The sequence below is a fragment of the Amycolatopsis sp. NPDC045836 genome (genome assembly GCF_056431745.1).
This window is the reverse complement of record NZ_JBWKKF010000015.1, coordinates 62,482-87,709: the sequence shown is the minus strand read 5'-3', so window position 1 is coordinate 87,709 and position 25,228 is coordinate 62,482. Positions and strand designations below refer to the sequence as shown.

The 25,228-nt window shown below is 72.6% G+C and carries 23 protein-coding genes; 9 read left to right on the top strand and 14 right to left on the bottom strand.

The features are described from left to right. Window positions 1–6: 6 nt before the first annotated feature. Window positions 7–873, top strand: a complete 867-nt coding sequence (locus AC07EG_RS27270) for an arginase family protein (protein WP_478256040.1) — start codon at window positions 7–9, stop codon at window positions 871–873. On the opposite strand, the gene AC07EG_RS27265 is transcribed toward AC07EG_RS27270, so the two are convergent. From AC07EG_RS27265 to AC07EG_RS27250, 4 genes are read right to left on the bottom strand one after another with little or no spacing between them, the layout of a single operon-like run. Then, entirely contained in the window at window positions 870–1,502 is a 633-nt protein-coding gene (locus AC07EG_RS27265) for a GOLPH3/VPS74 family protein (protein WP_478256039.1), read from the bottom strand. The genes AC07EG_RS27270 and AC07EG_RS27265 overlap by 4 nt on opposite strands. Then, on the bottom strand, window positions 1,499–2,911 hold the full coding sequence (locus AC07EG_RS27260; RefSeq protein WP_478256038.1) for an ArnT family glycosyltransferase: 1,413 nt from the start codon (window positions 2,909–2,911) through the stop codon (window positions 1,499–1,501). Before AC07EG_RS27260 ends, AC07EG_RS27265 begins: the two co-directional genes overlap by 4 nt. Then, window positions 2,908–3,690, bottom strand: coding sequence for an ABC transporter permease (locus AC07EG_RS27255; protein ID WP_478256037.1), 783 nt, complete (start codon window positions 3,688–3,690; stop codon window positions 2,908–2,910). The genes AC07EG_RS27260 and AC07EG_RS27255 overlap by 4 nt, the downstream gene beginning before the upstream one ends. Further along, on the bottom strand, window positions 3,690–4,616 hold the full coding sequence (locus tag AC07EG_RS27250) for an ABC transporter ATP-binding protein (protein ID WP_478256036.1): 927 nt from the start codon (window positions 4,614–4,616) through the stop codon (window positions 3,690–3,692). The genes AC07EG_RS27255 and AC07EG_RS27250 overlap by 1 nt, the downstream gene beginning before the upstream one ends. 138 nt (window positions 4,617–4,754) lie before the next feature. Between AC07EG_RS27250 and AC07EG_RS27245 the strand changes: the two genes are divergently transcribed. Both AC07EG_RS27245 and AC07EG_RS27240 read left to right on the top strand, forming a co-directional pair. Then, on the top strand, window positions 4,755–5,978 hold the full coding sequence (locus AC07EG_RS27245) for a sensor histidine kinase (protein WP_478256035.1): 1,224 nt from the start codon (window positions 4,755–4,757) through the stop codon (window positions 5,976–5,978). Next, window positions 5,953–6,600, top strand: a complete 648-nt coding sequence (locus tag AC07EG_RS27240) for a response regulator (RefSeq protein WP_478256034.1) — start codon at window positions 5,953–5,955, stop codon at window positions 6,598–6,600. Before AC07EG_RS27245 ends, AC07EG_RS27240 begins: the two co-directional genes overlap by 26 nt. A 356-nt stretch (window positions 6,601–6,956) precedes the next feature. Here the strand turns inward: AC07EG_RS27240 and AC07EG_RS27235 are convergent, their stop codons facing one another. After that, complete coding sequence (locus AC07EG_RS27235; protein WP_478256033.1) at window positions 6,957–7,319, bottom strand: winged helix-turn-helix transcriptional regulator; 363 nt, start codon at window positions 7,317–7,319, stop codon at window positions 6,957–6,959. A gap of 113 nt (window positions 7,320–7,432) precedes the next feature. On the opposite strand from AC07EG_RS27235, the gene AC07EG_RS27230 reads away from it, so the two are divergent. Further along, a complete protein-coding gene (locus AC07EG_RS27230; protein ID WP_478256032.1) occupies window positions 7,433–8,296 on the top strand; it encodes an SDR family oxidoreductase in 864 nt (287 codons plus the stop codon). Here AC07EG_RS27230 and AC07EG_RS27225 read toward each other — a convergent pair. From AC07EG_RS27225 to AC07EG_RS27215, 3 genes are all read right to left on the bottom strand, one after another. After that, window positions 8,269–8,841: a TetR/AcrR family transcriptional regulator gene (locus AC07EG_RS27225; RefSeq protein ID WP_478256152.1), complete on the bottom strand. Its 573-nt coding sequence runs from the start codon at window positions 8,839–8,841 to the stop codon at window positions 8,269–8,271. The genes AC07EG_RS27230 and AC07EG_RS27225 overlap by 28 nt on opposite strands. A gap of 74 nt (window positions 8,842–8,915) precedes the next feature. After that, window positions 8,916–9,347: an SRPBCC family protein gene (locus AC07EG_RS27220; protein ID WP_478256031.1), complete on the bottom strand. Its 432-nt coding sequence runs from the start codon at window positions 9,345–9,347 to the stop codon at window positions 8,916–8,918. A gap of 4 nt (window positions 9,348–9,351) precedes the next feature. Next, window positions 9,352–12,111, bottom strand: coding sequence for a helix-turn-helix transcriptional regulator (locus AC07EG_RS27215; RefSeq protein ID WP_478256030.1), 2,760 nt, complete (start codon window positions 12,109–12,111; stop codon window positions 9,352–9,354). A gap of 123 nt (window positions 12,112–12,234) precedes the next feature. Between AC07EG_RS27215 and AC07EG_RS27210 the strand changes: the two genes are divergently transcribed. Both AC07EG_RS27210 and mgrA read left to right on the top strand, forming a co-directional pair. Next, window positions 12,235–13,917, top strand: coding sequence for a tetratricopeptide repeat protein (locus AC07EG_RS27210; RefSeq protein ID WP_478256029.1), 1,683 nt, complete (start codon window positions 12,235–12,237; stop codon window positions 13,915–13,917). 101 nt (window positions 13,918–14,018) lie between these two features. Next, window positions 14,019–15,011 carry an L-glyceraldehyde 3-phosphate reductase gene (gene mgrA, locus AC07EG_RS27205; protein ID WP_478256151.1) on the top strand — a complete coding sequence of 331 codons (993 nt, stop codon included), beginning with the start codon at window positions 14,019–14,021 and terminating at the stop codon, window positions 15,009–15,011. Here the strand turns inward: mgrA and AC07EG_RS27200 are convergent. Continuing rightward, a complete protein-coding gene (locus AC07EG_RS27200) occupies window positions 14,980–15,720 on the bottom strand; it encodes a TetR/AcrR family transcriptional regulator (protein ID WP_478256028.1) in 741 nt (246 codons plus the stop codon). The two genes, mgrA and AC07EG_RS27200, sit on opposite strands and share 32 nt — an antisense overlap. A gap of 91 nt (window positions 15,721–15,811) precedes the next feature. Between AC07EG_RS27200 and AC07EG_RS27195 the strand changes: the two genes are divergently transcribed. Next, a complete protein-coding gene (locus AC07EG_RS27195) occupies window positions 15,812–16,708 on the top strand; it encodes an ATP-binding cassette domain-containing protein (protein ID WP_478256027.1) in 897 nt (298 codons plus the stop codon). Beyond that, on the top strand, window positions 16,705–17,478 hold the full coding sequence (locus AC07EG_RS27190; protein WP_478256026.1) for an ABC transporter permease: 774 nt from the start codon (window positions 16,705–16,707) through the stop codon (window positions 17,476–17,478). Before AC07EG_RS27195 ends, AC07EG_RS27190 begins: the two co-directional genes overlap by 4 nt. 8 nt (window positions 17,479–17,486) lie before the next feature. Here AC07EG_RS27190 and thiG read toward each other — a convergent pair whose 3' ends face one another. The 3 genes from thiG to AC07EG_RS27175 all read right to left on the bottom strand — a co-directional run bounded on the left by thiG (window position 17,487) and on the right by AC07EG_RS27175 (window position 21,474). Continuing rightward, window positions 17,487–18,200 (bottom strand): thiazole synthase, encoded by a 714-nt coding sequence (thiG, locus tag AC07EG_RS27185; protein ID WP_478256025.1) that lies wholly within the window; start codon window positions 18,198–18,200, stop codon window positions 17,487–17,489. A gap of 176 nt (window positions 18,201–18,376) precedes the next feature. Continuing rightward, window positions 18,377–20,557 carry a hypothetical protein gene (locus AC07EG_RS27180; protein WP_478256024.1) on the bottom strand — a complete coding sequence of 727 codons (2,181 nt, stop codon included), beginning with the start codon at window positions 20,555–20,557 and terminating at the stop codon, window positions 18,377–18,379. Further along, window positions 20,557–21,474 carry a 5'-methylthioadenosine/S-adenosylhomocysteine nucleosidase family protein gene (locus tag AC07EG_RS27175; protein WP_478256023.1) on the bottom strand — a complete coding sequence of 306 codons (918 nt, stop codon included), beginning with the start codon at window positions 21,472–21,474 and terminating at the stop codon, window positions 20,557–20,559. Before AC07EG_RS27175 ends, AC07EG_RS27180 begins: the two co-directional genes overlap by 1 nt. A gap of 164 nt (window positions 21,475–21,638) precedes the next feature. Between AC07EG_RS27175 and AC07EG_RS27170 the strand changes: the two genes are divergently transcribed. Beyond that, a complete protein-coding gene (locus tag AC07EG_RS27170) occupies window positions 21,639–22,358 on the top strand; it encodes an NUDIX hydrolase (RefSeq protein ID WP_478256022.1) in 720 nt (239 codons plus the stop codon). Between the two features lie 210 nt (window positions 22,359–22,568). Here the strand turns inward: AC07EG_RS27170 and AC07EG_RS27165 are convergent, their stop codons facing one another. Beyond that, a complete protein-coding gene (locus AC07EG_RS27165) occupies window positions 22,569–23,273 on the bottom strand; it encodes an NUDIX hydrolase (protein WP_478256021.1) in 705 nt (234 codons plus the stop codon). A 43-nt stretch (window positions 23,274–23,316) separates the two neighbouring features. Beyond that, on the bottom strand, window positions 23,317–25,119 hold the full coding sequence (locus AC07EG_RS27160) for a hypothetical protein (protein ID WP_478256020.1): 1,803 nt from the start codon (window positions 25,117–25,119) through the stop codon (window positions 23,317–23,319). Between the last annotated feature and the right edge of the window lie 109 nt (window positions 25,120–25,228).

Sequence of the window (25,228 nt, the reverse complement as noted above, 5' to 3'; positions counted from 1 at the left end):
CACCGCATGACCACGCGGCTGATCCTCTCCCCGTTCGACTCCGGCCACCGCGACCGGCGCATGGGCGCCGGGCCCGCCGAACTGCTGCGGCACGGCGCGGACCGGCGGCTGGGGGCGGACGGTGTGGACGGTGTGGACGGCGCAGTCACCGTGGTCACCGTCGAACCGGAGGACCCCGAGTTCCCCCAGGAGATCCGGACGGCCACCGAGTTGCAGCGGGCCATCGCCGGGCAGACCCGGCGGGCGGTGGCCGAGGGCGCCGCGCCGGTGGTGCTGTCGGGCAACTGCAACGCCAGCGTGGGCGTGGTCGCCGGGCTGGCCGATCCGGCGGACGACCTGGCCGTGCTGTGGCTCGACGCGCACGGCGACCTGAACACCCCGGAGACCTCCGCCTCGGGCTTCTTCGACGGCATGGGCCTGGCGGTGCTCACCGGCCGTTGCTGGGCTCCGCTCGCCGGGTCGATCCCGGGGTTCCGGCCGGTGCCCGACGAGCAGGTCCTGCTGATCGGCGCGCGTGACCTGTCCGCGGAGGAGCGGATCGTGCTCGACGGGTCCGGCATCCGGCTGCTGCCCGCCCGCGCGGACGCGGTGGCGGCGGCGGAGTTCCCTACGCGGGTGCGGCGGGTCCACCTGCACATCGACCTCGACGTGCACGATTCGCGGCTGGTCGGGCCCGCCAACGAATACGCCGTGCCGGACGGCCCGGACGCGGCCGAGGTCCGGCGCATCGTCGAGGCCGTCAGCGACCGGCTGCCGGTGGTCGGCGCCACCTTCGCGGCCTACGACCCCGCCGTCGACACCGGGGGCGCCGTCCTGGCGGCGGCGCTCGACCTGCTGGAGCTGACCGCTTCGAAGCTCACCGTGCTCAGCTAACCCGAGCCGCCGCCCGAAGCGGCCGCCGCCCGCACCTGGCGCAGTTCCTTGAACACCTTGCGCAGCGCGGGAACCGCCGCCCCGCCCTGCTCCTCCAGCTCCCGCAGGCGGGCTTTGCGCTGCCGCCGGTCCCGGCCCGCGACCACGCCCTTCAGTTCGACGGCGGCCACCAGCACCACGAGCGCGGCGTCCTCGCGTGGCACGGTTCCGTGGCCGCGAAGCGCTTTGTCGACCGTGGTGCGCAACGCGTGCACGCTCTCGGTGTCGCGCACGGTGATCCGGCGCCGCCCGAGGAACCGCGACCGCGTCACCTCGAGCACGCGGGCCGCGGAAAGCTGCTCCTCCACCGATTCCAGTGCCCGCCGGTGGTCCTTGCGCACCCAGTGCCGCCACTTCCGCGGCCCGCTCTCGACGAGCTGCCCGAGCACCTCGTCCAGCACGGCGTCCCCGGTGGTGCCGCCCCCGACCGCGCCGACCGCGCCGTCCTGATCGGTGACCCGCCCGCGCAGCAGCAGTTCGGTCAGCGCGGCGGCCCGGACCAGGTGCCCGGCGCGCTGGCGGTCCGGCACCCTCCCGTCCCGCCAGGCCAGCAGGTATGCCTTGGCGGGCAACGAATGCCGCGAGTTCATTGCGTCCTCATCCCCGGCCAGAGTTCGGCCCACGAGCCTCGTCTTCCCTGGAACAACCACACCAAGCCGTCCGCCACCGGCACTTCGGTGGCGAAGTGCGGGCGCAACCGCCCCGGATCGAGCCCGACGAACAACACGTCCTCCGCGGAATCGGGCGGGGCGCCGAAGTACCAGTATCCGCGATGCCCGCTGTAAACGCGTTGCGTGCCGAAGTACTCGACCGCGGCCGCGAACGGGTACAGGTCGGAGAACACGGCCGTCTTCGCCCGCTGCTCCGGCGGCAGCGAAGCGAACACCGCCGCCCCGGTCCGGCCCAGCTCGCCCTGCGGCCGCTCCCCCTGCGCGAAGCTCGCGCCCAGCACGAACGGGCCCCACGAGGGCGGCACCCGGTCCACGACGGACGGCGGGTAGACCGGCAGCATGGCCAGCGTGACCACCGCGGAGAGCAGGTACACCGGCCACACCGCGAACGGCCGCCACCGCACCCCCGGCCGCTGCCAGATGGTCACCGCGGTGACCGCGAACGGCACCGCGTAGACGCCCAGCAGGTAGTGACTGCGGCCGCCCGCCAGCAGGAACGCCGTGACCAGACCGGCCGTCGCCACCCCGAGGAAGCGGTACTCGGCCAGGAACAGCAGGCGGCCGGCGCCGAACACGAAGGCCAGCGCACCCGCGCCCATCCCGGCGAGCAGCACCCCGTCCCGCAGGAACGCGCCCGCGCCGGGGAACTCCGCGGCGACCACGTCGCCCATGTTCAGGTACGGCCAGTCGTTGGCGGCCTGCCACACCAGCGTCGGCACGGTGGCCAGCGCGGCGATCCCGGCGCCCAGCCACAGCTTCGGCCGGGTGAGCAGCGAGCGCGGGCCGGACACCAGCGCGCTGAGCAGCACCAGCGCCCAGAACGCCGGGACCAGGAACTTCACCTGCAGCGAAACCGCGGTGACGACCCCGGCCCAGAGCAGCAGCCGGTCGTCGCGGGTGCGGACCCAGCGCACCACCAGCCAGGCGAGCACCGTCCACAGGAACGGGTCGACGGTGTAGGTGGCCAGCCAGTGCGAGAACACCACGGCGCCGGAGACCGCGTAGGTCGCCGCGGCGGTCACCTGCGCGGCCCGGCCGCCGCCGAGTTCCCTGGCGATGAGCCCGGTCACCACCACACCGCCCGCCCCGGCCAGGGTGACCGGCAGCCGCAGCGCCACCAGGGAACCGGGGAACCAGGTGTCCAGCAGCCCGGCCAGCAGCGGCACCAGCGGCGGCTGGTCGAAGTAACCCCAGGCGAGGTGGTCGCGTCCGGCGACGACGAAGTACAGCTCGTCGAAGCCGTGGCCGTAGTGGGTACTGCTGTAGAGCAGGGCGGCGCCGGTCAGCAGCGCGACCACGAGCACCGGCGGCCAGGCGAACCGGTTCACCGGGCGTCCCTGGCGGCCAGCACCGCTCCGGTGATCGTCCACAGCAGACCGGCCCAGGCCGCCATCACCGGCCCGGCCGCCCACAGCGGCAGGTTGCCGGTGCCGTTGCCGGTGAAGCTGTCCGCGGTGGCGGGCGGCAGGAACCGCAGCACGTGCTCGTGCACCCAGGCGGGCAGCACCGAGCCGAGGATCGCGGGCAGGTAGACCAGCCCGAGCAGGGTGGCGATGGCCCCGGCGGCACTGCGCAGCAACACCGCGACCAGCACGCCGAGCAGGCTGAACAACAGCACCTGCAGCACCCAGCCGAACAGGGTGCGCCCCACCCCGGGGTCGCCGAACCCGGCCGACGGCACCCCGGCACCGGCGAAGATCGCCTGGCTCAGCACGAAGGTGGCCACCGTGCAGACCAGCCCGGCCACCGCCGAGACCGCGCCGACCACCAGCACCTTGGCCGCCAGGAACCGGCCGCGCCGGGCGGTGACCAGCAGGGAGACCGAGAGCAGCCGGCTGGAGAACTCCGGCGCGGTGGCGTTCACCGCGAGCACGATGAACGGGATCAACGCCAGGCCGAGGCCGACCAGCCCGTTGCCGACCGGGTCGAACGCGAGCTTCTCCGGCGGGCTGAGCGAATCGTGCCCGGCGGCGACCGCGGTGGCGAACAGGGCGGTCGTCCCCAGCGCCACGACCAGCGCCAGCCCCAGGGTCAGCCAGGTCGACCGGACCGACCGCAGTTTGGTCCACTCGGCGGCGACCGCCGCACCGAGACGGGGGGTGCGCATCATCGGCTCCCTTCGAGTGCGCGGGCGGTTTCGGCGGCGTACTCGGCGGAACCCGCGGTCAGTTCGAGGAAAGCGGCTTCCAGGCTGGCGCGGACGGGGGTCAGCTCGTGCACGGCGATCCGCTGCGCCAGCGCGAAGTCGCCGATCCACGCGGGATCGAGGCCGGTCACCAGCAGCACGCCGTCCGCCTCCCGGACCCGGCCGCCGTGCTCGGTGAGCAGCCCGCCGAGCCGGGCGGCCTCCGGGGTGCCGACCCGCACGTGGGCGTGGGCGCTGCGCAAGGTCAGCTCGGTGATCGGCAGGTCCGCGACCAGCTTGCCGCGGCCGAGCACCAGCACGTGGTCGGCGGTCTCCTCCATCTCGTTCATCAGGTGGCTGGAGACGAAAACCGTGCGCCCCTGCGCGGCCAGGTCCCGCATCAGCGTGCGGATCCACCGGATGCCTTCGGGGTCGAGGCCGTTGACCGGTTCGTCGAACAGCAGCGTGGCCGGGTCGCCGAGCAGCGCGCCGGCGATGCCCAGGCGCTGCGACATGCCGAGCGAGAACCCGCCCGCCCGCTTGCCCGCCACCGCGGACAGCCCGACCTGGTCGAGCACCTCGTCCACCCGGCGCACCGGGATGCCGCCCGCCTGCGCCACCCACTTCAGGTGCGCGTGCGCAGTGCGTCCACTGTGGACGGCCTTGGCGTCGAGCACCGCGCCGACCTCCTGCGGTGGTGCCGGGAGCTCCGCGTAGCGGTGGCCGCCGATGGTGGCGCTGCCGCTGGTGGGCCGGTCCAGGCCGAGCACCATCCGCATGGTGGTGGACTTCCCGGCGCCGTTGGGGCCGAGGAAGCCGGTGACCACCCCGGGCCGCACGTCGAACGACAGCCCGTCCACCGCGACCGCGCTGCCGTACCGCTTGACGAGTTCTCTCACTTGGATCACCGGTCCAGCAGACCGCGCCGCGGGGTCGCGCCGATACCGGGCTTGGTGGGTAGTCCGATCAACTTAAGTTGCACCCGCCGCCACCCTTCGACGGCAGCGCCCCGTGCGCGCCGCCGCTACGGTGAACCCGTGCGCCCGGTGTCCAGATCCGACTTGCTTTCGCTGGTGATCACCGCCCTGGTGTTCGGCGGCCTGGACGTCGCGCTGTACGCGGCCGGGCAGCGGAGCACCGGCTGGGCGGGTGCGGAGGCGTGGCTGGTGCTCCAGCTGGTGCTGGACCTCTCGCTGCTGGTGGTGTGGCGGTTCCCGCGCACGGTGTTCGCGCTCGGCGTGGCCGGTGCGCTGGCCATGCTGGCCGCCGACCTGTTCGCGCCGGGGCTGCTGGCGCCGACCAGGCCGTTGACCCTGGCCACCGTGCCCACCATCACCCCGGTGCTGATCGTGGCGATGATCCGCGTGCTGGACCGCCGGGTGGCGCTGACCTTGACCGCGGTGCTGGCGGTGGTGGCGACGCGGGCCTGGGCGCCGAGCTGGGACGTCACCCCGTTCGGCCTGGTCGGCACGGTGCTCCCGGCGCTGCTGGTCATGTACGTGGACGCGCGCAAGCAGCTGCTGCAGTCGCTGCGCGACCGGGCCGAGCGCGCCGAGCGGGAGCAGCACCTGCTGGCCGAGCAGGCGCGGGCCCAGGAGCGGCGGCGGCTGGCGGCGGAGATGCACGACGTGGTCACCCGCCAGCTGAGCCTGATGGTGCTGCACGCGGGCGCGCTCGGGGTCAGCTCCGCCGACGGTGCGGTGCGCTCGGCCGCCGAGGAGATCCGGGCCGCGGGCACCAGGGCGCTGGACGAACTGCGGGACCTGGTGGGCGTGCTGCACGGCAACCAGTCCGAAGTGGACAAGATACGGGAGGACCGGCCGGGCGCGGCGGCCGACGTGCCCGCCTTCGAAGAACTGGCCGCCGAGTCGGCCGCGGTCGGCATCGACGTCCGCCTCGACCTCGACGGTGATCCGGCGCAGCTCTCCCCGACGATTTCGCGGACCGCGCACCGGATCGTCACCGAGGCGCTGACCAACGTGCGCAAGCACGCCCCGGGGTCCACAGTGGACCTGTGTGTCCGGTACCGCGCCGACGGCATCCGGATCGAGGTGCGCAACGGCCCGGCTTCGGCACCGCCGGACCCGGTGCTGGCGGGCAGCGGCTCGGGCACCGGGCTGGCCGGGCTGCGGCAGCGGGTGGCGCTGATCGGGGGTTCGCTGCGGACGGGCCCGCTGGCGGGCGGCGGCTTCGAGGTCGGTGCGATACTGCCCGCGTACGTTCCCACGGCAGAGGGTGCACGGGATGATCCGGGTAGTCGTCGTCGATGACGAGCCGATGGTGTGCGCGCACCTGACGACCATCCTGTCGTCGGCCGCGGACATCGAGGTGACCGCTTCGGCGGCCGACGGCGCGGAAGCGGTGGAAGCCGTGGTGCGGCACCGGCCGCGGGTGGTGCTGATGGACCTGCGCATGCCCGGCGTCGACGGCCTGACCGCGATCGAGCGCATCGCCGAACTGCCCGACCCGCCCGCCGTGGTCGCCCTGACCACCTTCGACGCCGACAGCTACGTGATCCGCGCCCTGCGTGCCGGTGCCGCGGGCTTCCTGGTCAAGTCGACACCCCCGGAAGACCTGATCGGCCTGGTCCGCGTCGCCGCCGACGGCCACACCGTGCTCTCCCCGGAAGCCGCCCGGCGCCTGGTCGCCGCCTCCGCCGACGAACACCACCGCACCGAACGCGCCCGCGCCCGCCTCACCGCCCTGTCCGAGCGGGAGGTCGAGGTCCTCACCTGCCTGGGTTCCGGACTGTCCAATGCGGACATCGCCACCCACCTCCACCTCTCGGAGGCAACGGTCAAGAGCTACGTTTCCCGGATGCTGGTGAAGCTGGACTGCACGAACCGCACCCAGGCCGGGTTGCTGGCCCACGAAGCAGGTCTGCTCGCCTGACCCCGCGCCACCTCGGGTCCCGCAACCCCTCGGGCGCACGCAGCAAGGCGGGGCACAACGCGACAGAACCCACCCGCTCCCCTCCCGTGAGAAGCGGAACTCGCGGCAGCCTTCCACTCAACCGGGAAAGCGGGGAGACGAGGCGACAAGGCCACCCACTCGCCCGCCCGGGCTCGACCGGTAATCGAGTTGCACGGCAGAACCGCTCACCCACTCAACCGGGAACCGGGAAACGCGACAGAACCCACCCACCCCACACTCAACCGGCAAGCAAAAGGAAGAACGAAACAGAACCACCCTCACTCCCCCCCCATCACGATACAAAGCCAGAACACAAGGAAAAACCGGGATGGGAATCAAGCACGGTCATGAACCTCCCGAGCCTCCTGCACCCGCCCCATGTTCCGCTTCGCCCACGCCTCCAGCACGGACAACGGCTCCGCCAGGTCCCGCCCCAGCTCGGTCAGTTCGTACTCCACCCGCGGCGGGATCTCCGGGTACATGCGCCGCTCGAGGATGCCGTCCCGGACCAGGGCCCGCAGCGTCTGGGTGAGCATCTTCTGCGAGATGCCCGCCACCCGCCTGCCGATCTCGGTGAAGCGCAGCGGGCCGTTGCCCAGCGCCCCGACGATCAGCACCGTCCACTGGTCACCGATGCGGTCGAGCAACTGCCGCGTCGGGCAGTCGCGGTCATAGGGGTCCGGCAGGACGAAGCTCATACCCATCACTCTCCCACAGAGAGTTGCGAACTTCAAAGTCATTACTCTCCGAACGGAATCATCAGCGGCGCCACCCCGTTGGACCAGCCGAACCAACGACAAGGAGCAAGCACATGACCACCCTCATCACCGGCGCCACCGGCCAGCTCGGCCGGCTCGTGGTCGAGCACCTGCGCCACCGCACCGACCGGATCGCGGTGAGCGTGCGGAACCCGGACAAGGCCGCCGACCTGGGCGTCGAGGTCCGCCACGGCGACTTCGACCGGCCGGAGACGCTCGACTTCTCCGGCGTGGACAAGCTGCTGCTCATCTCCACCGGCGACGCCTCCGACCACCGCCTCACCCAGCACCGCAACGCCGTCGAAGCGGCCCGGCGCGCCGGGGTGCGGCACCTGGTCTACACCTCGCTGACCAAGGCGGACACCAGCGGCATGCTGCTCGCCCGCACCCACCGCCCGACCGAGGAGCTGATCAAGGCCAGCGGCCTGACCCACACCCTGCTGCGCAACAACTGGTACCTGGAGAACGACCTCGGCACCATCGCCGCCGCGCTGGCCACCGGCACCCTCGCCAGCTCCGCCGGGGACGGCCGGACCGCCCCGGTCACCCGCGCCGAATACGCCGAAGCGGCGGCCGTGGTGCTGAGCACCGACGGGCACGAGAACGCGACCTACGAACTCGGTTCCCCGGTCACCCACTCCTACGCGGACTGGGCGAAGGCGCTGAGCGAGGCCACCGGCCGCGAGATCGCCTTCGCCGCGATCACCGACGAGCAGGCCGCCGAGCAGCTCACCTCGGCCGGGCTCCCGGCGCCGGTGGTCCAGGTGCTCGTCGACTCGAACCGGCACATCGCCCGCGGTGACCTCGACCTCGCGAGCCAGGACCTGACCAAGCTGCTCGGCCGCGAACCGGTCACCCTGCGCGCCTGGATCGCCGCCCGAGCAGCAGCTCAGGCCGCTTCCAGCAACGCCGAGTAGAGCGCCCGCAGGTGCCGCCGCGCCCGGGCCCAGCGCGCCTCCAGTTCCGCCTGGTCCCGGGTCGCCCAGCTGGCGATCAGGATGCCGCGCACGGTGTCCATCGCGGTGTAGACCGCGGGCAGGAACTCGGGGTGCCCGGCGTAGTCCGGCAGCAGCGCCTTGCCGAACTCGACCAGGCTGGAGGTGGCGATCGGCTCCACCGCGGACATCTGCCGCCGCAGGTCGGGGTCGGTGCGCGAGGCCACCCACAGCTCCACGGTGGCCGAGAACACCGGCCCCTGGTGCATCTCCCACATCAGCTGCAGCGCGTCGCCGACCGGATCGGCCGACGCCCTGAGCCGGTCGATCTGGGCCATCGCCACCTCGGTGCGCTTGGCCGCCAGGTGCCGGATCGCGGAGGTGACCAGATCGGCCTTGGTCGGGAAGTGGTGCACCTGCGCACCGCGGGTGACCCCGGCGCGTTCGGCCACCCTGGTCGTCGTGGTGCCCGCGTAACCGTGTTCCACCAGGCAGTCGACGGTGGCGTCGAGCAGGCGGCGGCGCATGGTGGCGCTGCGTTCCTCCTGGGTGCGGCGTTGCGCGGTCGGCATGCGGTGACTCTAGGGTTCCCGCCCGCCGCCTACGCGATCGCCCCGCCGCCGAGCCCGGCGACCACCCGGGCGTGGAAGTGGCCGAAGAACCACCGGTAGAACCAGCCGGTGCCGGGGAGCTTCGGGGTGAACTCGCAGTGCCAGTGCAGTTCGGTGCCGCCGCCGACCGGGGTCAGCTCGGCGTCGACCCGGTAGTCGCGCAGCGGGAAGCCCCGGAGCAGGGTGTAGCTGAACCGGCGGTCGGGCACCAGCTCGACGATCTCCTCGTAGCTGGCGAACGGCGGGGTCCGGAACAGCCGGACCGCGCCGACGCCCTCCGGCTCGTCCTTCCCCGGCCGGTGCAGTTCGAACGAGCCGAGCGGGGTCAGTTCCGGCCACCGCGCGCCCTCGCGCAGCACGGCGTAGAGCTGTGCCGGGGTGGCGGGGAACTCGGCCCGGATGTCGATCACCTTGCGCGCCATGGGGTCATAATGCCCGCCCCACGGCGGCCCGGGTGCGGACCCGCAGTTTCCGGAGGACGCGGGAGACGTGGGTTTCCACCGTCTTCTCGCTGATCACCAGCTGCGCGGCGATCTCGCGATTGGTCCGCCCGGCCGCCACCAGCTGCGCGATCTCGTGTTCCCGGTGGCTCAGCGTGGCCCCCGAACCGCGGGCGGGCCGCGGCACCCGGCGGCCGAAGCGGCGCAGCTCGCGCGCGGCGTGGTCGCGGTAGCGGTACGCGCCCGCCGCGGCCATGTCCCGTTCCGCACGCAGCAGTTCGGCCAGGCCGCGCTCGCGGTCGCCGCCGGCGGCCAGCGCCCGCCCGGCGGCGATCCGCGCCTGTCCCGCCTGCACCCCGGAACCCGCCGTTTCGGCGAACTCCAGCGCTTCGAAGGCGGCGTCCGCGGCGGCCGGAAAGTCCGCCAGATCCAGCAGCACCAGCGCTTCGGCGTAACGCACGATGCCCTGGCGCGACGCCAGCGGAACGCCGTCGACGGCTTCACGCGCCCGGCCGAGCAGCCCTTCCGCCTTGGCCCGGTCACCCGTGGCCAGCGCCGCGCGGATGAGCACCAGGTACAGCCGTGGCCACCACGGCCGGTCCACCAGCTCGAAGTCGCCGGTGGTCTCCTGCAGCACCGGTTCGACGTCGGTGAACCGCCCGGCGGCGTGCAGCGCTTCGGCGTAGCAGATGCCCGTGCCGGCCAGCAGCACCGCGGCCCCCGACGCCCGCCCGGTCGCCAGCGCCTCTTCCGCCAGGGACACCGCGGTGCTCACCTGGCCCCGCCACACCTGCACGTGCCCGCTCACGCACAACGCCCAAGCCGCCCCGAACCGGTTCCCGCCGCGGCGGCACAGTTCGTACGCCGTGGTCGCGTCGTCGAGCGCTGCCGCGGGACGGCCGCGCCACGCGTGCGCCACCGCGCGGGCGGCCGAGAGCAGCGGCGTGACCAGTTCCTGTCCCGAAGCGCGAGCCAGGTCGAGGGCGCGGGTGGCGTGCCGGACGGCGTCCTCCGGCCGGTCGAGATCGCTTTCGGTGAGCACCAGCGGCAGGCACGCGTCCAGCCGGGACAGCAGCGCCTCGTCGGCCAGGCCGTCGACGAGGGCCGCGGCGTGGTCGAGCGTCGCCGCCGCCTCCGCGATCCGGGCCCGGGCGTACTGCCCGCGGGCGAGCAACGCGACCGCCTTGGCGTGCACCGGCCCGTGGTCCGCGTCGGCGACGGCGGCGAGCGCGTGCCGCTCCAGTTCCGCGTGGTCGGCGCGGAGCAACGCGGTGGTGGCCAGTTCGGCCCGCAGCACCGCGCGGCACGCGGGCGGGTGCTCGGGCACCACGCGGAGTTCGCGCTCTGCCAGTGCCCTGGCGGACTCGTGCCCGCCGGAGGCGCATTCGGCGACCGAACGGACCGCGACGAGTTCCACCCTGGCCGCGGACGGCGGCAGCAGCGCCAGCAGTTCGTCCGACGCCCGGCGGCACACCTCCACCCGGCCGGCCGCGGCGGCGCACACCACCAGCCGGGACAGCAGGTCCTGCCGCCGGTGCCGGTGCTCGTCGCCGCTGGGCAGCAGGTCCAGCGCGGCCCCGAGCCGGTGCGCGGCCTCCGCGGGCGGTCCCGCCTTGCCCGCTTCGGCCAGCAGGTCCACCGCCGCCAGATCACCGGCCTCGGCACTGCGTTCCACGTGCCACGCCCGGACCGCCACCCCGGCCCCGCGGGCGGCGAGCACCGCCGCGGCCCTGGCGTGGGCCGCCTTGCGCCAGCCGGGTCCCGCCGCCTGGTAGACGGCCCGGCGCACGACCGGGTGCCGGAAGCGGAAGCGGTACGGCGTTTCGTCCGGCCGGACCAGCCCGGCGGCAGCCAGTTCGTCGAGCGCGGGCAGGTATTCCGCGGGTGGCAGTTCGGCGATCTCCCCCGCCAGCCCGGGCTCGAACGGCGATTCGGTCAGCGACGCCGCCCAGGCGGCGAGTTGCGTTCGCGGTGGCAGAGCCCGCAGTTCGGCGGCCAGCGCCGTGCGAACCGCCTGCGGCACCTCGGCTCCGGGTTCGGCCGCCAGCGCGGTGAGGTAACCGGGGTTGCCGCCGGATTCGTGGTGCAGCGCGTGCACCACCGCCGGAGCCGCACCCGGCAGCAGCCCGGCCGCCTCTTCGGTGGTCAACGGCGCGAGCGGGACCTCCTCGAAGGCGCTGTCCGGCCGGGCCAGGTCGAGCAGCACCCGCAGCCGCTCGGGCGCGCGGGCCGGGCGCAGCGCCCCGGCCAGCAGCACCGGCGCGTCCGGCGGGTGCCGCACCAGGTGGCCGAACAGCTCGATCGACGCGGCGTCGGCCCACTGGAGGTCGTCGAGCACCAGCACCAGCGGCCGCGTCCCGGCGAGCGCGGCCAGCAGGGCGCGCACCGCCCGGTGCGTGCGCGACCGGCCGGGTACACGGCGGCGCGGCGGGCCGAAGGCGGGGAACACCGGCCACAGGTTCGACGGCGAGCCGAGTGCGGCGCGCTCGGCCGGGTCCAGCGAGCGCAGGAACGGGTCGAGGGCGTGCACGAAAACCGCGAACGGCTCGTGCCGCTCGAACTCGGTCGCGGCCCCGCCGAGCACCCGCGCCGGACCGGCCCGCTCGGCGAGTTCGGCCAGCAGCCTGGTCTTGCCGATCCCGGGCTCGCCGGTCACCACCAGCGCACCCGGGGCGGGCCCGGCCAGTGCCCGGTCCAGCAGCGCCAGTTCGGTCACGCGGCCGACCAGCGGCGTTCGGTCACCCACGGCCTCATGGTCACCCACGAGCACGGCCCGGAGAAGCCGGATGGGGGAATCCCCGGATACCGGACGAGCCGCCTGATGCAGAAGGTGGAGATCACCGAACGAGCGGCCACGAGGTGCGGATCCATGTCGGTAACCGGGCAACCGCGGGCCACCGGTGGTGATCGCCACCGGGTGACCGGGGTGCGTGGGGTGCTCACCGCCGCCGTGGTGCGGCTGAGCCCGGCCGACCGGCAGCTGCTGAGCAGGCTGGCGGTGTTCCCCGGGCCGTTCACCGTGCGCGCGGTGCGGGAGCTGGCCGGGGCCGGGTGCCCGGACCCGACCGCCGCGATGACCCGCCTGACCGGCGTGGCGCTGGTGGTCCGCTGCCGGACGCGGTTCCGGTTGCTGCGCGTGGTGCGCGAGTACTTCGCCACCGAGGCGGCTGCTCCCGGCCTGCCGGTTTCCGGCGTGGACCGCGCCCGCCTCGGCCGCCTGCTGGAACTCGGCGGCACCGACCGGCTGACCGAAGCGCTGGCGCTGTGCGCCCGGTACGGGGACGCCCGGAACGCCGGGGTGGTGCTCGACGCCCTCGGCGACGCCGCGCTCGAAACCGGTGACTACGCCGCCGCGTTCGCCCGGCACTCGCAGAGCAGGCGGCTGGCGATGCGCCTGGCCGATCCGCTCCGGACCGCGGAATCGCTCAACCAGCTCGGCCTGGTCTCCTGGCTGCGCGGGGACCTCGGCACCGCCCGCATGGTGTGCGCCGGCGCCGAAGCGCTGGCCAAGGCGCAGCCGGGGCCGCGGGCCGGTCGCGTGCAGGCGAAGGCCCAGCTCGGCCGGGGCGCGGTCGCGCTCCACCGCGGGGAGCACGCCGCGGCCCGTGCGCTGCTGTCGCAGAGCTTCGCCGGTGCCGACCGGGTGGCCTGGCGCGACGGCAAGGCGTGGGCGCTCGGCCAGCTCGGGGTGCTCGCCCTGCGGGACGGTGACACCGCCGCGGCCCGGCGGTTGCTGCGGACCAGCCTGCGGTACCACCACGCGCTGGGCGCCCGGTGGCGCGTGGCCAGCCAGCTGGAGGCGCTCGCCGCCGTCGCCGTGGCTTCGCGGGAGGCCGAGCACGCGGTGCGCCTGCTCGGGGCCGCCGCCGAACTGAGGATGCTGACCGGCGCCCGGGTGCCGCCGGTGGAACGCGTGCCCCGGGAACGCACCCTGGCCGCGGCACGCGACCTCGTGCCGCGGCCGCACTTCGCGAAACTGTGGTCCGGTGGCAGCGCGGACGAGGTGATCCGCGAGGAACTGGCCGAGCACCCGGCCGCCGCCGAGGTGACCGATCCGCCGCTGCGGGTGTTCGCCCTCGGCCGGGCCGAGGTGTGCTTCGGCACCGAACCGCTGCTGCCCGCCGACTGGGCCTTCCACAAACCCCGCGAGCTGCTGTACTTCCTGCTCACCGAAACCGACTGCACCAAGCAGCGGATCGGCCGGGCGCTGTGGCCGGGGGCGACCGCGGCGCAGTTGCGCAACAACTTCCACACCACGCTGCACCACCTGCGCCGGGCGCTGCGGCGGCCGGACTGGGTGGGCTACGAGGACGGGCGGTACCGCTTCCGCCGGGAACTGGGCTGCGACTTCGACGTCGACCGCTTCCGCGCCGCCCTGCGCGACGCCGGCCTGGCTCCGGCGAAGTGGCTGAGCACGGCGATCGAGGTCTACCGCGGTGACTTCCTCGACGGCCTGCCGGGGGAACCGTGGATCGCCGAGCGCCGGGCGGAGCTGCGCCGCGAGTACGAAACCGCGGTGGCGGCACTGGCGGCGCTGCACCAGCGACCGTGAACCGCCGCGCCCGACCGTCCACAGAAGACGGCGGCACCCCGGTTCCGGTGCCGTAGGCTGCGCGCGTGACTTACATCGCGGCTGCCGACAGGTACGACTCCATGGTTTACCGGCGGTGCGGGCGCAGCGGGCTCCAGCTGCCCGCCGTCTCGCTCGGCCTGTGGCACAACTTCGGCGACGACCGGCCGTTCGAGACCCAGCGCGCCATCTGCCGCCGGGCCTTCGACCTCGGCATCACCCACTTCGACCTGGCCAACAACTACGGCCCGCCGTACGGCTCGGCGGAACGCAACTTCGGCAGGCTGCTGGCCGGGGACTTCCGCCCGTACCGGGACGAACTGGTCATCTCCACCAAGGCCGGCTACGACATGTGGCCGGGCCCGTACGGCAACCTCGGCTCACGCAAGTACCTGCTGTCCTCGCTGGACCAGTCCCTGGAGCGGATGGGGCTGGACTACGTGGACATCTTCTACTCCCACCGGTTCGACCCGGACACCCCGCTGGAGGAGACCGTCGGCGCGCTCGACACCGCCGTGCGGTCCGGGCGCGCGCTGTACGTCGGCATTTCGTCGTACTCCTCGGCCAAGACCGCCGAGGCCGCGCGCATCCTGCGTGAACTGGGCACCCCGCTGCTGATCCACCAGCCGTCCTACTCGATGCTCAACCGGTGGATCGAGGAGCAGGACCTGCTGTCCACTCTGGACTCGGCAGGCGCCGGTTGCATCGCCTTCTCGCCGCTGGCGCAGGGTCTGCTGACCGACCGCTACCTCGACGGCATTCCCGGGGACTCGCGGGCGGCCACCGGCGGCGCGCTGAACGAGGGCATGCTCACCGAGGAGAACCTGAACCGCGTGCGCGCGCTGAACGAGGTCGCCCAGCGGCGCGGCCAGAGCCTGGCGCAGCTCGCGCTGGCGTGGGCGCTGCGCGACGAGCGGGTCACCTCGGTGCTGATCGGCGCCAGCAGCGTGGCGCAGCTGGAGGCCAACGTCGGCGCGCTGGGCAACCTCGAGTTCACCGACGGCGAGCTGGCCGAGATCGACCGCCACGCGGTGGACAGCGACATCAACCTGTGGGCGCGCTCCTCCGCGCACTGACGTGGTGCTCGATGCCTTCGAGCAGGCGCCGCAGGCCGAATTCCAGGTCCGGCAGGACCTCCTGGGCGAATTCGGCCTGCGGCGCGCCGACCTGTTCGAAGGTGCCGTCGGCGATCATGCTCGCCAGGATCGGGTACCGCCCGGTCTGCGCCCCGAGCACCAGCGCCGCGCCGAACTCCTCCATCGGCTTGAGGTCGACCGAGAGCCGCGCGAGGCTGGAGGTGGCGGCGTTGACGAACATGGTCACCGCGATCCGCTCGGCCTTGTCCAGCCCCGATCCCTCGAGCGCGAGCAACGCCGCCTCCAGCCACGCCAGTCCCTGCGGGCCCGACGGCGGGCCCTCGATCTTCACCGACATCACCCACGGGTGCTCGCGGTAGCCGGCCCACAGCGCCCGCACCCAGGCTTCGATCTCCGCGCGCCAGTCGCCGCCCCCCGGTTCGGGCGGCGGGCCGAGCGCGGTGTCGGACATCAGCGCGACCAGCTGGTCCTTGCCTGAGACGTAGCGGTACAGCGACATGGTGGTGTAGCCGAGTTCACCGGCGACCCGCTGCATGGACAGCGCGTCCAGCCCCTCGGCGTCGGCCACCCGCACCCCCGCGCGCACGATCTCGCCGAGCGTGAGCCCCGGCCGCGGGCCCCTCGTCCTCCGCTCGGTGCTCCCCCACATCAGCTCCAGATTGCTCGGCCTGGCCTGGTCCTTCGGCATCTCCCACCCATCATCCGCTTGACGGCCATCCTAGAACTGTGTATCACTTACGCCATTGCGTGTACCAGATACACAGTTTGCGGGGTGGGTCGTGATCGAAGTACAGGGGCTGGTGAAGTCGTTCGGGGGCAACCGGGTGCTCACCGGCGTCGACCTGCGGGTCGAGCGGGGGCAGATGCTCGCGCTGCTCGGCCCGAACGGCGCCGGGAAGACCACCGTGGTGCGGATCCTGAGCACCCTGCTGCGGGCCGATGCCGGGCGCGTCATGGTGCTGGGGCTGGACGCGGCGCGGCAGGCGGCGCGCGTGCGGCGCTCGATCGGGCTGACCGGGCAGTTCTCCGCGGTGGACAGACTGCTCACCGGCCGGGAGAACCTGGTCCTGATGGGCAGGCTGCACCACCTCGGGCGGGGCGCGAAGACCAGGGCGGACGAGCTGCTGGAGCAGTTCGCGCTGACCGAGGCGGCGGACCGCCCGGCGAAGACCTACTCCGGCGGCATGTTCCGGCGGCTCGACCTGGCCGCGAGCCTGGTCACGTCACCGCCGGTGCTGTTCCTCGACGAGCCGACCACCGGCCTGGACCCGCGCAGCCGCGCGGGCATGTGGGCGGCGATCCGGCAGCTGCTCACCGGCGGCACCACGATCCTGCTGACCACGCAGTACCTGGAGGAGGCCGATCAGCTGGCCGACCGGATCGCCGTGCTCGGCGACGGCCGGGTCATCGCCGAAGGCTCCGCCGACGAGCTGAAGGCCGAGGTCGGCGAGGAACGGGTGGAACTGTCGTTCGCCGACGCGGCGGCCACCGATCGGGCGTGCGCGCTGCTCGGCGTGCCGCGGCCGTCGGTGCGGATCTCCGGGGTGCGGGAGCTGCGGCTGCTGCTGGAGCGGCTGGAGGCCGCCGGGCTGGAACCGGTCGGCCTTCGGGTGCTGAAACCCACGCTGGACGACGTGTTCCTGGCCGTGACCGGCCGGGCGGGGGTGGCGGCGTGACCACCGTGCGCGTGAGCTGGGCGCTGGGTGACTCCTGGGCGCTGATCGGCCGGTCGCTGCGGCACATCGTGCGGAACCCGGAGCAGGTGGTCGTCGCGGTGCTGCTGCCGACGATGGTCCTGCTGCTCTTCCGGTTCATGTTCGGCGGCGCCATCGACACCGGTTCCACGGCGTACGCCGACTACCTGATCGCCGGCATGATCGTGCTGAGCGTGTCGATGAACTCGACGACGACGGCCACCGGGGTGCGGTCGGACCTGTCGGAGGGCTTCGTCGACCGGCTGCGGTCGATGCCGGTGCTCAGCGCCGCGGTGGTCATCGGCCACGTGGCGGCGGCGGTGGTGCGGAACGGCATCTCCACGGCGGTGATGCTCGGCGTCGGCCTGCTGGTCGGCTTCCGGCCGCGGGCCTCCGCCGAGGACTGGCTGGCCGTGGTGGGCCTGCTGCTGCTGTTCTCGATCGCGATGGCCTTCTTCGCGGCGATCCTCGGCATGGTGGCGAAAACCGTCGAAGGCGCGAGCGGGCTGAGCGTGCTGCTGGTGTTCGCGCCCTACCTGAGCAGCGCCTTCGCCCCGACCGACACCCTGCCCGGCTGGCTGCGGGTGGTGGTGGAGAACCAGCCGATCACCCTGGTCATGGACACCGTGCGCCCCCTGCTGCTGGGCCACCCCACCAGTGGCGACGGCTGGCTGGCCGCGCTGTGGTGGGCCGCACTCCTCGTCGTCGCCATTCCCGTCGCCAGCCACCTGTTCCGCCGGAGGGCGCGCTGATCCGGGTTTCAGCGAGCGGTGGCGGCCAGGCGGCCGGCTTCGACGGCGTGCCGCATGGCCATGGCCATGGCGGGCGGGTCCGGTGCGCTGGCCACGGCGGTGTTGACCAGCACGGCGTCCGCGCCCAGTTCGAGGGCGCGGGCGGCGTGCGCGACCGAGCCGATGCCGCATTCGACCACGATCGGCACGGTGGCCACCTCGAGCACCGAACGCAACGCGCGTTCGTCGGTGATGCCGCGGCCGCTGCCCACCGGGGAGGCCACCACGCGGATCGCCGCGCAGCCCGCGTCGGCGAGGCGGCGCACCAACCCGGGGTCCGCTTCGACGAGCGGCAGCACGGCGAACCCGTCGGCGAGCAACCGCTCGGCGACGGTCACCGTGGCCGGGCCGTCCGGCAGGTTCGTCGCGTCGCGCACGTCGAGCTTGACGATGTCGATGCCGTACGACGAGCGCAGCAGGTGCGCGGTCCGCAGCGCCTCGTCCCCGCTGCGGGCGAACGACGTCGTGCCGATCCAGGTCAGCGCCTCGACGTCGGCGAACTCCGCCAGCTCCGACAACGGCACCCCGGACCGCCCCGACCCGAGGTCGAAGGTGGTGATGAAGACGTCGCAGCCACCCGCCTCGAGCACCTGGGCGATCAGCTTCGCCGAATCGTAGAGTTCCGCGCCGAGCAGCAACCGGGACCGGAACTCCCTGCCTTTGACCCGCAACCAAGCGTGCACCCGGCCGAGTCTAATCATCTTTTCCCGAATAGGAGTTCCATTGCACAATGCGCAATGAATCAGCGCGGTGAATTACCACTCGCACCGACAATGGGCAAGCCGCCGTTGCCGGAAACCGACGACCTGGCGGACGTGGCGCGCGAGCACGCCACGTCCGCAGGCCCCTCCCCCCGGCCTCACTCCCCCTCGTCATCCTCATCGGCATCGGGCTCTTCAGCCGCGGCGAGCGCGGTGAAGCTGTCGCCGAGCCTGCCCTGCGGACGGCCCCGGTCGCGCCAGTCCTGCGACCGGCGGCGACGGCGTTCCTGCTCGCGCACGATCCAGTCGCGCCCCTCGGCCGCCACCGCTTCCAGCACGTGCAGCGCGCCGGCGATCCCCGACGTGGCCAGCGCGATGTTCATCAACTGCGCGATGTCCTCGCGCTGGGCGTCGGCCAGCCGCTCGAAGTTCTCCGCGACGACCGAGATCTCCTCCCCGCTGAGCAAGCTGAGCTTGAACACCCGGCTCCGGACGAGCTGACCCGCCGCGTTCGGCGGCACGCCGTTCCGCACATCGACCAGCTGCCGCCCGTTCTCGGCGTGCCGAACCCCGACCTCCTTCACCGACGCGGAAGCGAGGGCGTCGTACCGGAAGGACGACCGGCGTTCGTCCCGCACCGAGCCGTCGAGGAAGTCCAGGTCGACCTCCACCTGGCGCACCCCGCTGTGCGTGAGCAGGAACACCAGCACCACGTAGGCCGAATACCGGGGCGGGCCGTGCAGCACCCTTGCCCGCAACGCTCCCTTCGCGCCCTCGGTCAGCACCACGTGCGCGACCAGGTCCCGGTTGTTCATCGCGGACCTGTTCAGCGCGCTCATCTTCAGGAACGCCCGGTCGAGGTCGAGCCAGCGGGCCATCTCGGTGTCGTCCGGGCGGTCGGCCAGCACCTGCTGCCACTCCACGAAGCCGGCCTGCTCCTCGTGGAAGAGCTTTTCGTTGTCTGCCCGTTCCTGCTGGTCGAAGCGGCGTGCCGCGATCAGGTCGATGGCGCCCAGCGCGGCGAACACCCCGCCGAGCCCGCACAGGACCGCGGCCTCACCCAGCGGCCCGGCCGCCGCCAGGAAGATGATCAAGGCGATGGCGGAAACCGCGATCCCCAGGGTGAACAGGAGCTTGTCCCCGATGGGCGGCTGCGCCGTCACGCGGTGCGAGGCCAGCGTCCGGGCCAGCCACTGTTCCGCGACCCGCCTGCCGTGCCAGCGGATCAGCCAGCTGACCGCGCCCGGCGCCACCTGCGCGTTGCCGTACAGCATCACGAACCGGGCCTTGAAAGTCGCCCGGATCCCCCGGGTGTCGGGCTCCCAGTTCCCCGCCACGTGGGGCCGGACTTCGCGGAATCCCCGGTCGACCAGTTCGTGCAGGTCTTCCACAAAATCCGTGCGCACCCAGTGACCGGGTGAAACCGGTGGGAGGTCCGGCCGGTTCAGTTCGAACTCCTTGGCTTGGAAGCGCATGCGGTGGAAACGGCGCCTGGCGCCGTAGTCCACCACCAGGAAGCCCCCCGCGGCGAGCAACACGGTGCCGATCACCGCGGGCACGGCCAACCCGGCGCCGATCGAAGCGACGGCCACCCCGATGCCGATCAGCACCGCGAGGCCACCGAGGGCCAGCCGCACCCAGGTTTTCCTCGGCAGCTGCGTGGCGGGAGGCACGAACAGGCGCGGTTCGGCGGGATCGGGCTCGAAGAACTTCCACGCCCGTCCCACCCGGTTGTTGTCCATCCGGTCGGCCTGGACCCGCCGCGCCTCGATCGCGGCCAGCTGGTCCTGCACCGCTCCACTGAGGATCATGTCGAGGTGGCGGCTGATCTCGTCCTGCCGGGCGGCGGGCAGTTCCCCGAAATCCCGGGCCACCTCCTCCCTCGCGGTGGGCGCCTCGACCCCGGCCCCTTCCTGCTCCCAGATCACCAGCATGAGGTCCTGCACCACGCTCAGCGCAGTCCGCCAGCCGTCCTGGGGGAAGTTGTCCGCCGCCTGGCAGGCGATGCAGAACTCGCCGTAGATGCCGCCGTCGATCTCGTTCAGCGAACGTCCGCTGAGCACCGCGAGGGCGTAGTAGTACGCCGTTCTGCTGTCGGTCCAGCCGGATTGGACGAGACCGCGGAGGATCTCCTGCGCGAAGCGGGGAATGCTCGCCTTCAGGTGGTTCAACGCGACTTCGAACTTGCGCTGCGGACTGTCGTCCGGGCTGACGCCGTAGAAGTTCGCGTCGCCGTGGATCACGCCGATCTGCTGGCCGACCCGTGCGTGATCGGCTGCGACGTTCTGGTGCTGGACACCGGGATGCCCGGCAGGCGCCCAGGTCGGGGGTACGTTCATCACTGCTCCCTGGTCGGGTCGACGCCGAAGTTGACGTTGCCGCCGATCGAGCCGAACTGCTGGCCGACCCGGGCGTTGCCGCTGGCCTTGTTGATGTGCTGCACCACGGGCTCGGCCACCCGGCCCGCTCGCGCCTCGCCCGCCGCGTCGTCCGTACTGGTCTTGTCGGTTTTGTCTTCGGGGAGCGCCGCGGCCAGCGCCACCGCGAACGCCGCCGCGTTGCGCGCCGCGACTGCCTGCCAGCCGTCCGCGTCGGTCCTGTCCTTCTGCCCACCCGCGTGGTCGCTGATGCTCCGGATCGTCACCGTCCGAACCGATCGGTTCAAGTGACCTGCCAGAGCGAAACCCGCGCTCTCCATCTCGATCGCGACCGCGTCGTTGTAGTCGTTGCGCAGGCGCTCGGCCAAGGGCGAGGTCTTCGAGTCGAGCACCGCTTCACCCGCCGCGATCGGCGCGAACTGCACCCGCGGCGACCCGCCCCGTTCCTCGTCACGCAGCGGTGCGCACCACTCCTTCGCCCTGGACACGTCCTTGGCGATCCCACAGAGGTCGTGCGCGAGTTCCCAAGCGCGTGGACGGGCGCGGAACCCGGTGTCCTCGCTGCGTCCGCCGTGGTAGGCGTACACCCGGGTGGCGACCACGACGTCGCCCAGTTCGAGCCAGTCCGTACGAGCACCGGCCACGCCGACGAACATCATCACCGACGGGGCGAACTCGGCCGCTGCCCGCTCGGTGAGCGCGGCGGCACCGAGATTGCCCATGCCGATCTCCGCGAGCGCCACCTCCCGGTCCGGCTGGGCAGCCAGGGCTCCGACGACGAACCGCGTGCCCTCCCGGTGTTCGTGGGTACGCGTGTCCCTCAGCTGCGCCAGCACCGCCGCGTATTCCACTTCGAGCGCGGTCAGCATCACGATCATCGGTCAACTCCGTTGCGGTCGGTACCGGGCCAAGCCGGCCAGGCGCATCCGAGGCTAGCCCAGCGTCCCACTTATCGTCAATATGACGATTAGAAAGTTCCCTTCCATCCAAGGGAAACCCCGCAGCGGAGGTATGCTGTTGCATGTGGACACTCGGAAGCGGCATGACTGACGACTGGACGATCCCGGAGATCGCCGTGGCGGTCGACCTCGTCGTACTCACCGTGCGGGACGACGCACTGCAGGTGCTGCTGGTGGAACGCGGGATCGAGCCGTTCCGCGGCATGCCCGCCCTGCCCGGCGGCTTCCTCGCCGACACCGGGGAGGACATCGACCACGCCGCGGCCAGGGAACTGGCCGAAGAGACCGGCCTGGACGCCGGCGAACTCCACCTGGAACAGTTGCAGACCTACGGCCGCCCCGACCGGGATCCCCGCCGCCGCGTCCTGACCGTCTGCTACCTGGCACTGGTGCCGGACCTGCCCTCCCCGGTCGCGGGCGGGGACGCCAGTTCGGCGCTGTGGACGCCCGTGCAGAAGGTGCTGCGCAAGCGCACCCCGATGGCGTTCGACCACAAGACGATCCTCGCCGACGGGGTCGAGCGGGCCCGGAGCAAACTGGAGTACACCACCCTGGCCGCAGCCTTCTGCGGACCCGAGTTCACCGTCACCGACCTGCGGCGCATCTACGAGATCGTCTGGGACGCGGAACTGGACCCGCGCAACTTCCACCGGAAGATCACCGGCGTGGAGGGGTTCCTGGTGCCGACCGGCGGCCGCACCACCCGGCAGGGCGGGCGCCCCGCCTCGCTCTACCGCAAGGGCCCCGCCACCCAATTGCACCCCGCCCTGCTGCGCAGCCAAGCGGGCAGACCTCAACCCTGAAGTTATTGTCAACTTGACACGAAGTGTCCGCGGATCCTACCGTGAAGCCAGTTGTTGTCACTTTGACACGAACGGGGTTGGCGACGTGAAGATCTACTGCACCTTCAAAAGCGCTGTGCACACGGTGGTCCTGACCTTCCTCGCCGGCCTGGTCCTCGGGCTCAGCGTCGGCAGCTACGCCATGACCGCCGCCCCGGAGGCGCACCCGCCTCAGGCGGCCCTCGGCCGCATCATCGGCGGCACCAGCAGCTCCGCCGCCCCGGCCCGGTAGAGCGCGGCCGGCCTGCCACCGGCGGTCCGCCGCTTGGCCCCGGTGGGCACCACGAATCCCCTGGCGTCGGTGACCTTGCGGTGGAAGTTGGGCTTGTCCAGTTCCACGCCCCACACGGTCTCGTAGACCGCGCAGAGTTCACCGATGGTGAATTCGCTCCCGCAGAACGCGGTGGCCATCGTGGTGTACTGCAGGCGATCCCTCGCCCGCTCCACCGCGTCCTGCAGGATTTTGTCGTGGTCGAAGGCGAGCGCGGTTCGTTCGGCGTCGGCCACCGCGGTCCACTGCGCGGCTCGTGCGTCCGATCCCGCCGACGGCAGCGGCAGATCGGGCGCGATCGCCAGGTAGGCGCAGGTGAGCACGCGCGGTTCACGCGGATCCCGATCCGGGGCGGAGTAGACGCCCAGCTGCTCCAGGTGCAGCGCCGCCGCGTCCATCCCGGTTTCCTCGGCCAGTTCCCGGGCGGCGGTCTCGTCCAGGCTCTCGCGGCCACGCAGGAATCCGCCCGGCAACGCGAGCCGCCCGGCGAACGGCTCGTTGGCCCGTTCGACGAGCAGCACGTGCAGGCGCCCGTCCCGAATGGTCAGGATGACCAGGTCGGCGGTGATGTTGACCTTTTGGCGAGCGCGGCGCTGGGGTGGCACGCGCGGCAGCTTAGTCAATTGTCAGGTCGACAGGAACTCGGTGTCAGCGCGGTGCCCATTTCCCGACGAAGCTGCCGCAGGTGACGTCACGGCCGGTCAGCCGGGCCTTGATGTCGTTTTCCAGGTCCGCGTGGTCGAAGATCGGGGTGTCCGGGGCGACCCAGCGCGGTACCTCACCGCCGGCCGCCAGCACCTCCGGCCGCACGGTCTGGAAGAGCACCAGGTAGTCCCCCTCGCGGTTCAGCTGCTCGGTGCGCGTGATCATCCGCATTGGGCCGTCGCCGACGAGTTCCAGGGGTAGCGGCCATTCCACCGGGTACGGATTGCGCAGGCCGAACACCGGGTAGGCGAACGGGTTGTCCGGCAGCACCGCCACCTTCGACGCCGGGAAGCGGCGCAGGCAGGAATTGAGCTGGGAAACGTACCGGTAGGTGGCCGGATTCGTCATGATGCCGCGCATTTCCGGGGTGACCGAGCCGAGGTCCTCGGTCAGCGCGGCCTGCGGCTGGTCCAGGTACGGCGCGCGGTCGTGGCGCTGCACCACGGCGAAACCGGCCACCGCGAGCACCACCACCCCGGCCAGCGCGGTGCCCCGCCTGCCCGGCGACGGCACCGGCGGCATGCGCTCCACCAGCAGCAGCACCGCGGTCAGGCCGAGGCTGCCCGCCAGCAACGACGGCGTGTCCACCCCCCACGACAGGCTGATCATGTACCCGAGCGCCACCACCAGCAACGCCGCCGGCGGCACCCGCCGCCGGAACACCGTGGCCACCACCAGCGCGGCGACCGCCGCCCACCACAGCACGTCGGCCCAGCGCGGCTCGCGACCGTAGAACCCCCCGCCCGCCGCCAGGACCACCACCGCGGTGCCCGCGAGCACCAGCAGCCGGTCCGGCCACGCCCACCCGGCCAGCCGCACCCCCACCAGCAGCACCGCGATCGCCGCGAAGGCGAAGATCAGCGGCAACGGGGTGCGCGGCAGCGGCACGCCGTCCAGGGTGAAGTGGAACTCGTCCACCCAGAACGCGACCAGCCGCTGCCCGTACGCCGGGAACCCGGTGGCGACCTGGGCGTACATCGACTCGTAGCCGTCGGCCAGCCACACCACCGCGACGTAGGCCAGCGGGAACGAGCCGAGCACCAGCAGGTCGAGCACGGTCCGGCGCCACCACCGCCACGCCCGCAGCGCGCCCGCGCGGGTCGCCGGGTGCAGCAGCGACCACACCGCCGCCAGCACGATGCCGATCAGGAACCCCTGCTTGACGAAACCGGCCAAGCCGAACAGGAACAGCCCCAGCCGGCGCGGCCAGGCACGGCCCGAGCGCAGTCCCGCGTCCAGCGCCCACGCCCCGCAGGCGACCAGCGCGATGCCGTCGATGGTGTGCCAGGCCATCATCGGGAAGCCGTTGAGGTTGACCAGTGCCGCCGCGGCCACCAGCGCGGTGAAGCCGGGCCCCCAGCTCAGCACCGGGCGCCGGGTGACCAGCGCGGCCAGCGCCACGGTGGCCAGGGTCAGCTCCAGCATCGACAGCACGCCGGAGACCACGAACAGCGGCCCCGGCAGGAAGAAGTCCACGGTGTGCAGCAGCGCCGAAGCCAGCGGCCGCGCCGAGACGATGTCGGCGTGCGGGATCTCGCCGTGCAGGATCCGCCAGCTCTGCGCGAGCACGAAACCCTGGTCGGAGGGGTGGAAGCCGAACCGGCCGATGCGCAGTTCGGCCACCACGGCGAGCGCGGTGATCCAGCAGGCGTGCAGCAGGATCCGCAGGCGGCGGCCGGGCCACGGCGCCGGGACGACGGGGAGCGCGGGCGGCAGCTGCGGACGAACGGGACTGACAACGGCCACGCGTGGAAACCCCCGGCGGGTGAACGGACGACACTGAGCACGGCCGCGAGCCGCACCTGTTTTTCTACCGGCTGCTTCCGGAACGTTTCAGTCAAGTGACCCAGATCAC

Bases quoted from the DNA above. Each gene is read 5' to 3' on its own strand.
- AC07EG_RS27200 (WP_478256028.1), bottom strand. From the start codon at position 15,720: ATGCCGAAGGACCAGGCCAGGCCGAGCAATCTGGAGCTGATGTGGGGG.
- AC07EG_RS27255 (WP_478256037.1), bottom strand. From the start codon at position 3,690: ATGCGCACCCCCCGTCTCGGTGCGGCGGTCGCCGCCGAGTGGACCAAA.
- AC07EG_RS27240 (WP_478256034.1), top strand. From the start codon at position 5,953: ATGATCCGGGTAGTCGTCGTCGATGACGAGCCGATGGTGTGCGCGCAC.
- AC07EG_RS27235 (WP_478256033.1), bottom strand. From the start codon at position 7,319: ATGAGCTTCGTCCTGCCGGACCCCTATGACCGCGACTGCCCGACGCGG.
- AC07EG_RS27210 (WP_478256029.1), top strand. From the start codon at position 12,235: ATGTCGGTAACCGGGCAACCGCGGGCCACCGGTGGTGATCGCCACCGG.
- AC07EG_RS27220 (WP_478256031.1), bottom strand. From the start codon at position 9,347: ATGGCGCGCAAGGTGATCGACATCCGGGCCGAGTTCCCCGCCACCCCG.
- AC07EG_RS27180 (WP_478256024.1), bottom strand. From the start codon at position 20,557: ATGAACGTACCCCCGACCTGGGCGCCTGCCGGGCATCCCGGTGTCCAG.
- AC07EG_RS27230 (WP_478256032.1), top strand. From the start codon at position 7,433: ATGACCACCCTCATCACCGGCGCCACCGGCCAGCTCGGCCGGCTCGTG.
- AC07EG_RS27175 (WP_478256023.1), bottom strand. From the start codon at position 21,474: ATGATCGTGATGCTGACCGCGCTCGAAGTGGAATACGCGGCGGTGCTG.
- AC07EG_RS27270 (WP_478256040.1), top strand. From the start codon at position 7: ATGACCACGCGGCTGATCCTCTCCCCGTTCGACTCCGGCCACCGCGAC.
- AC07EG_RS27170 (WP_478256022.1), top strand. From the start codon at position 21,639: ATGACTGACGACTGGACGATCCCGGAGATCGCCGTGGCGGTCGACCTC.
- AC07EG_RS27225 (WP_478256152.1), bottom strand. From the start codon at position 8,841: ATGCGCCGCCGCCTGCTCGACGCCACCGTCGACTGCCTGGTGGAACAC.
- mgrA (WP_478256151.1), top strand. From the start codon at position 14,019: ATGGTTTACCGGCGGTGCGGGCGCAGCGGGCTCCAGCTGCCCGCCGTC.
- AC07EG_RS27265 (WP_478256039.1), bottom strand. From the start codon at position 1,502: ATGAACTCGCGGCATTCGTTGCCCGCCAAGGCATACCTGCTGGCCTGG.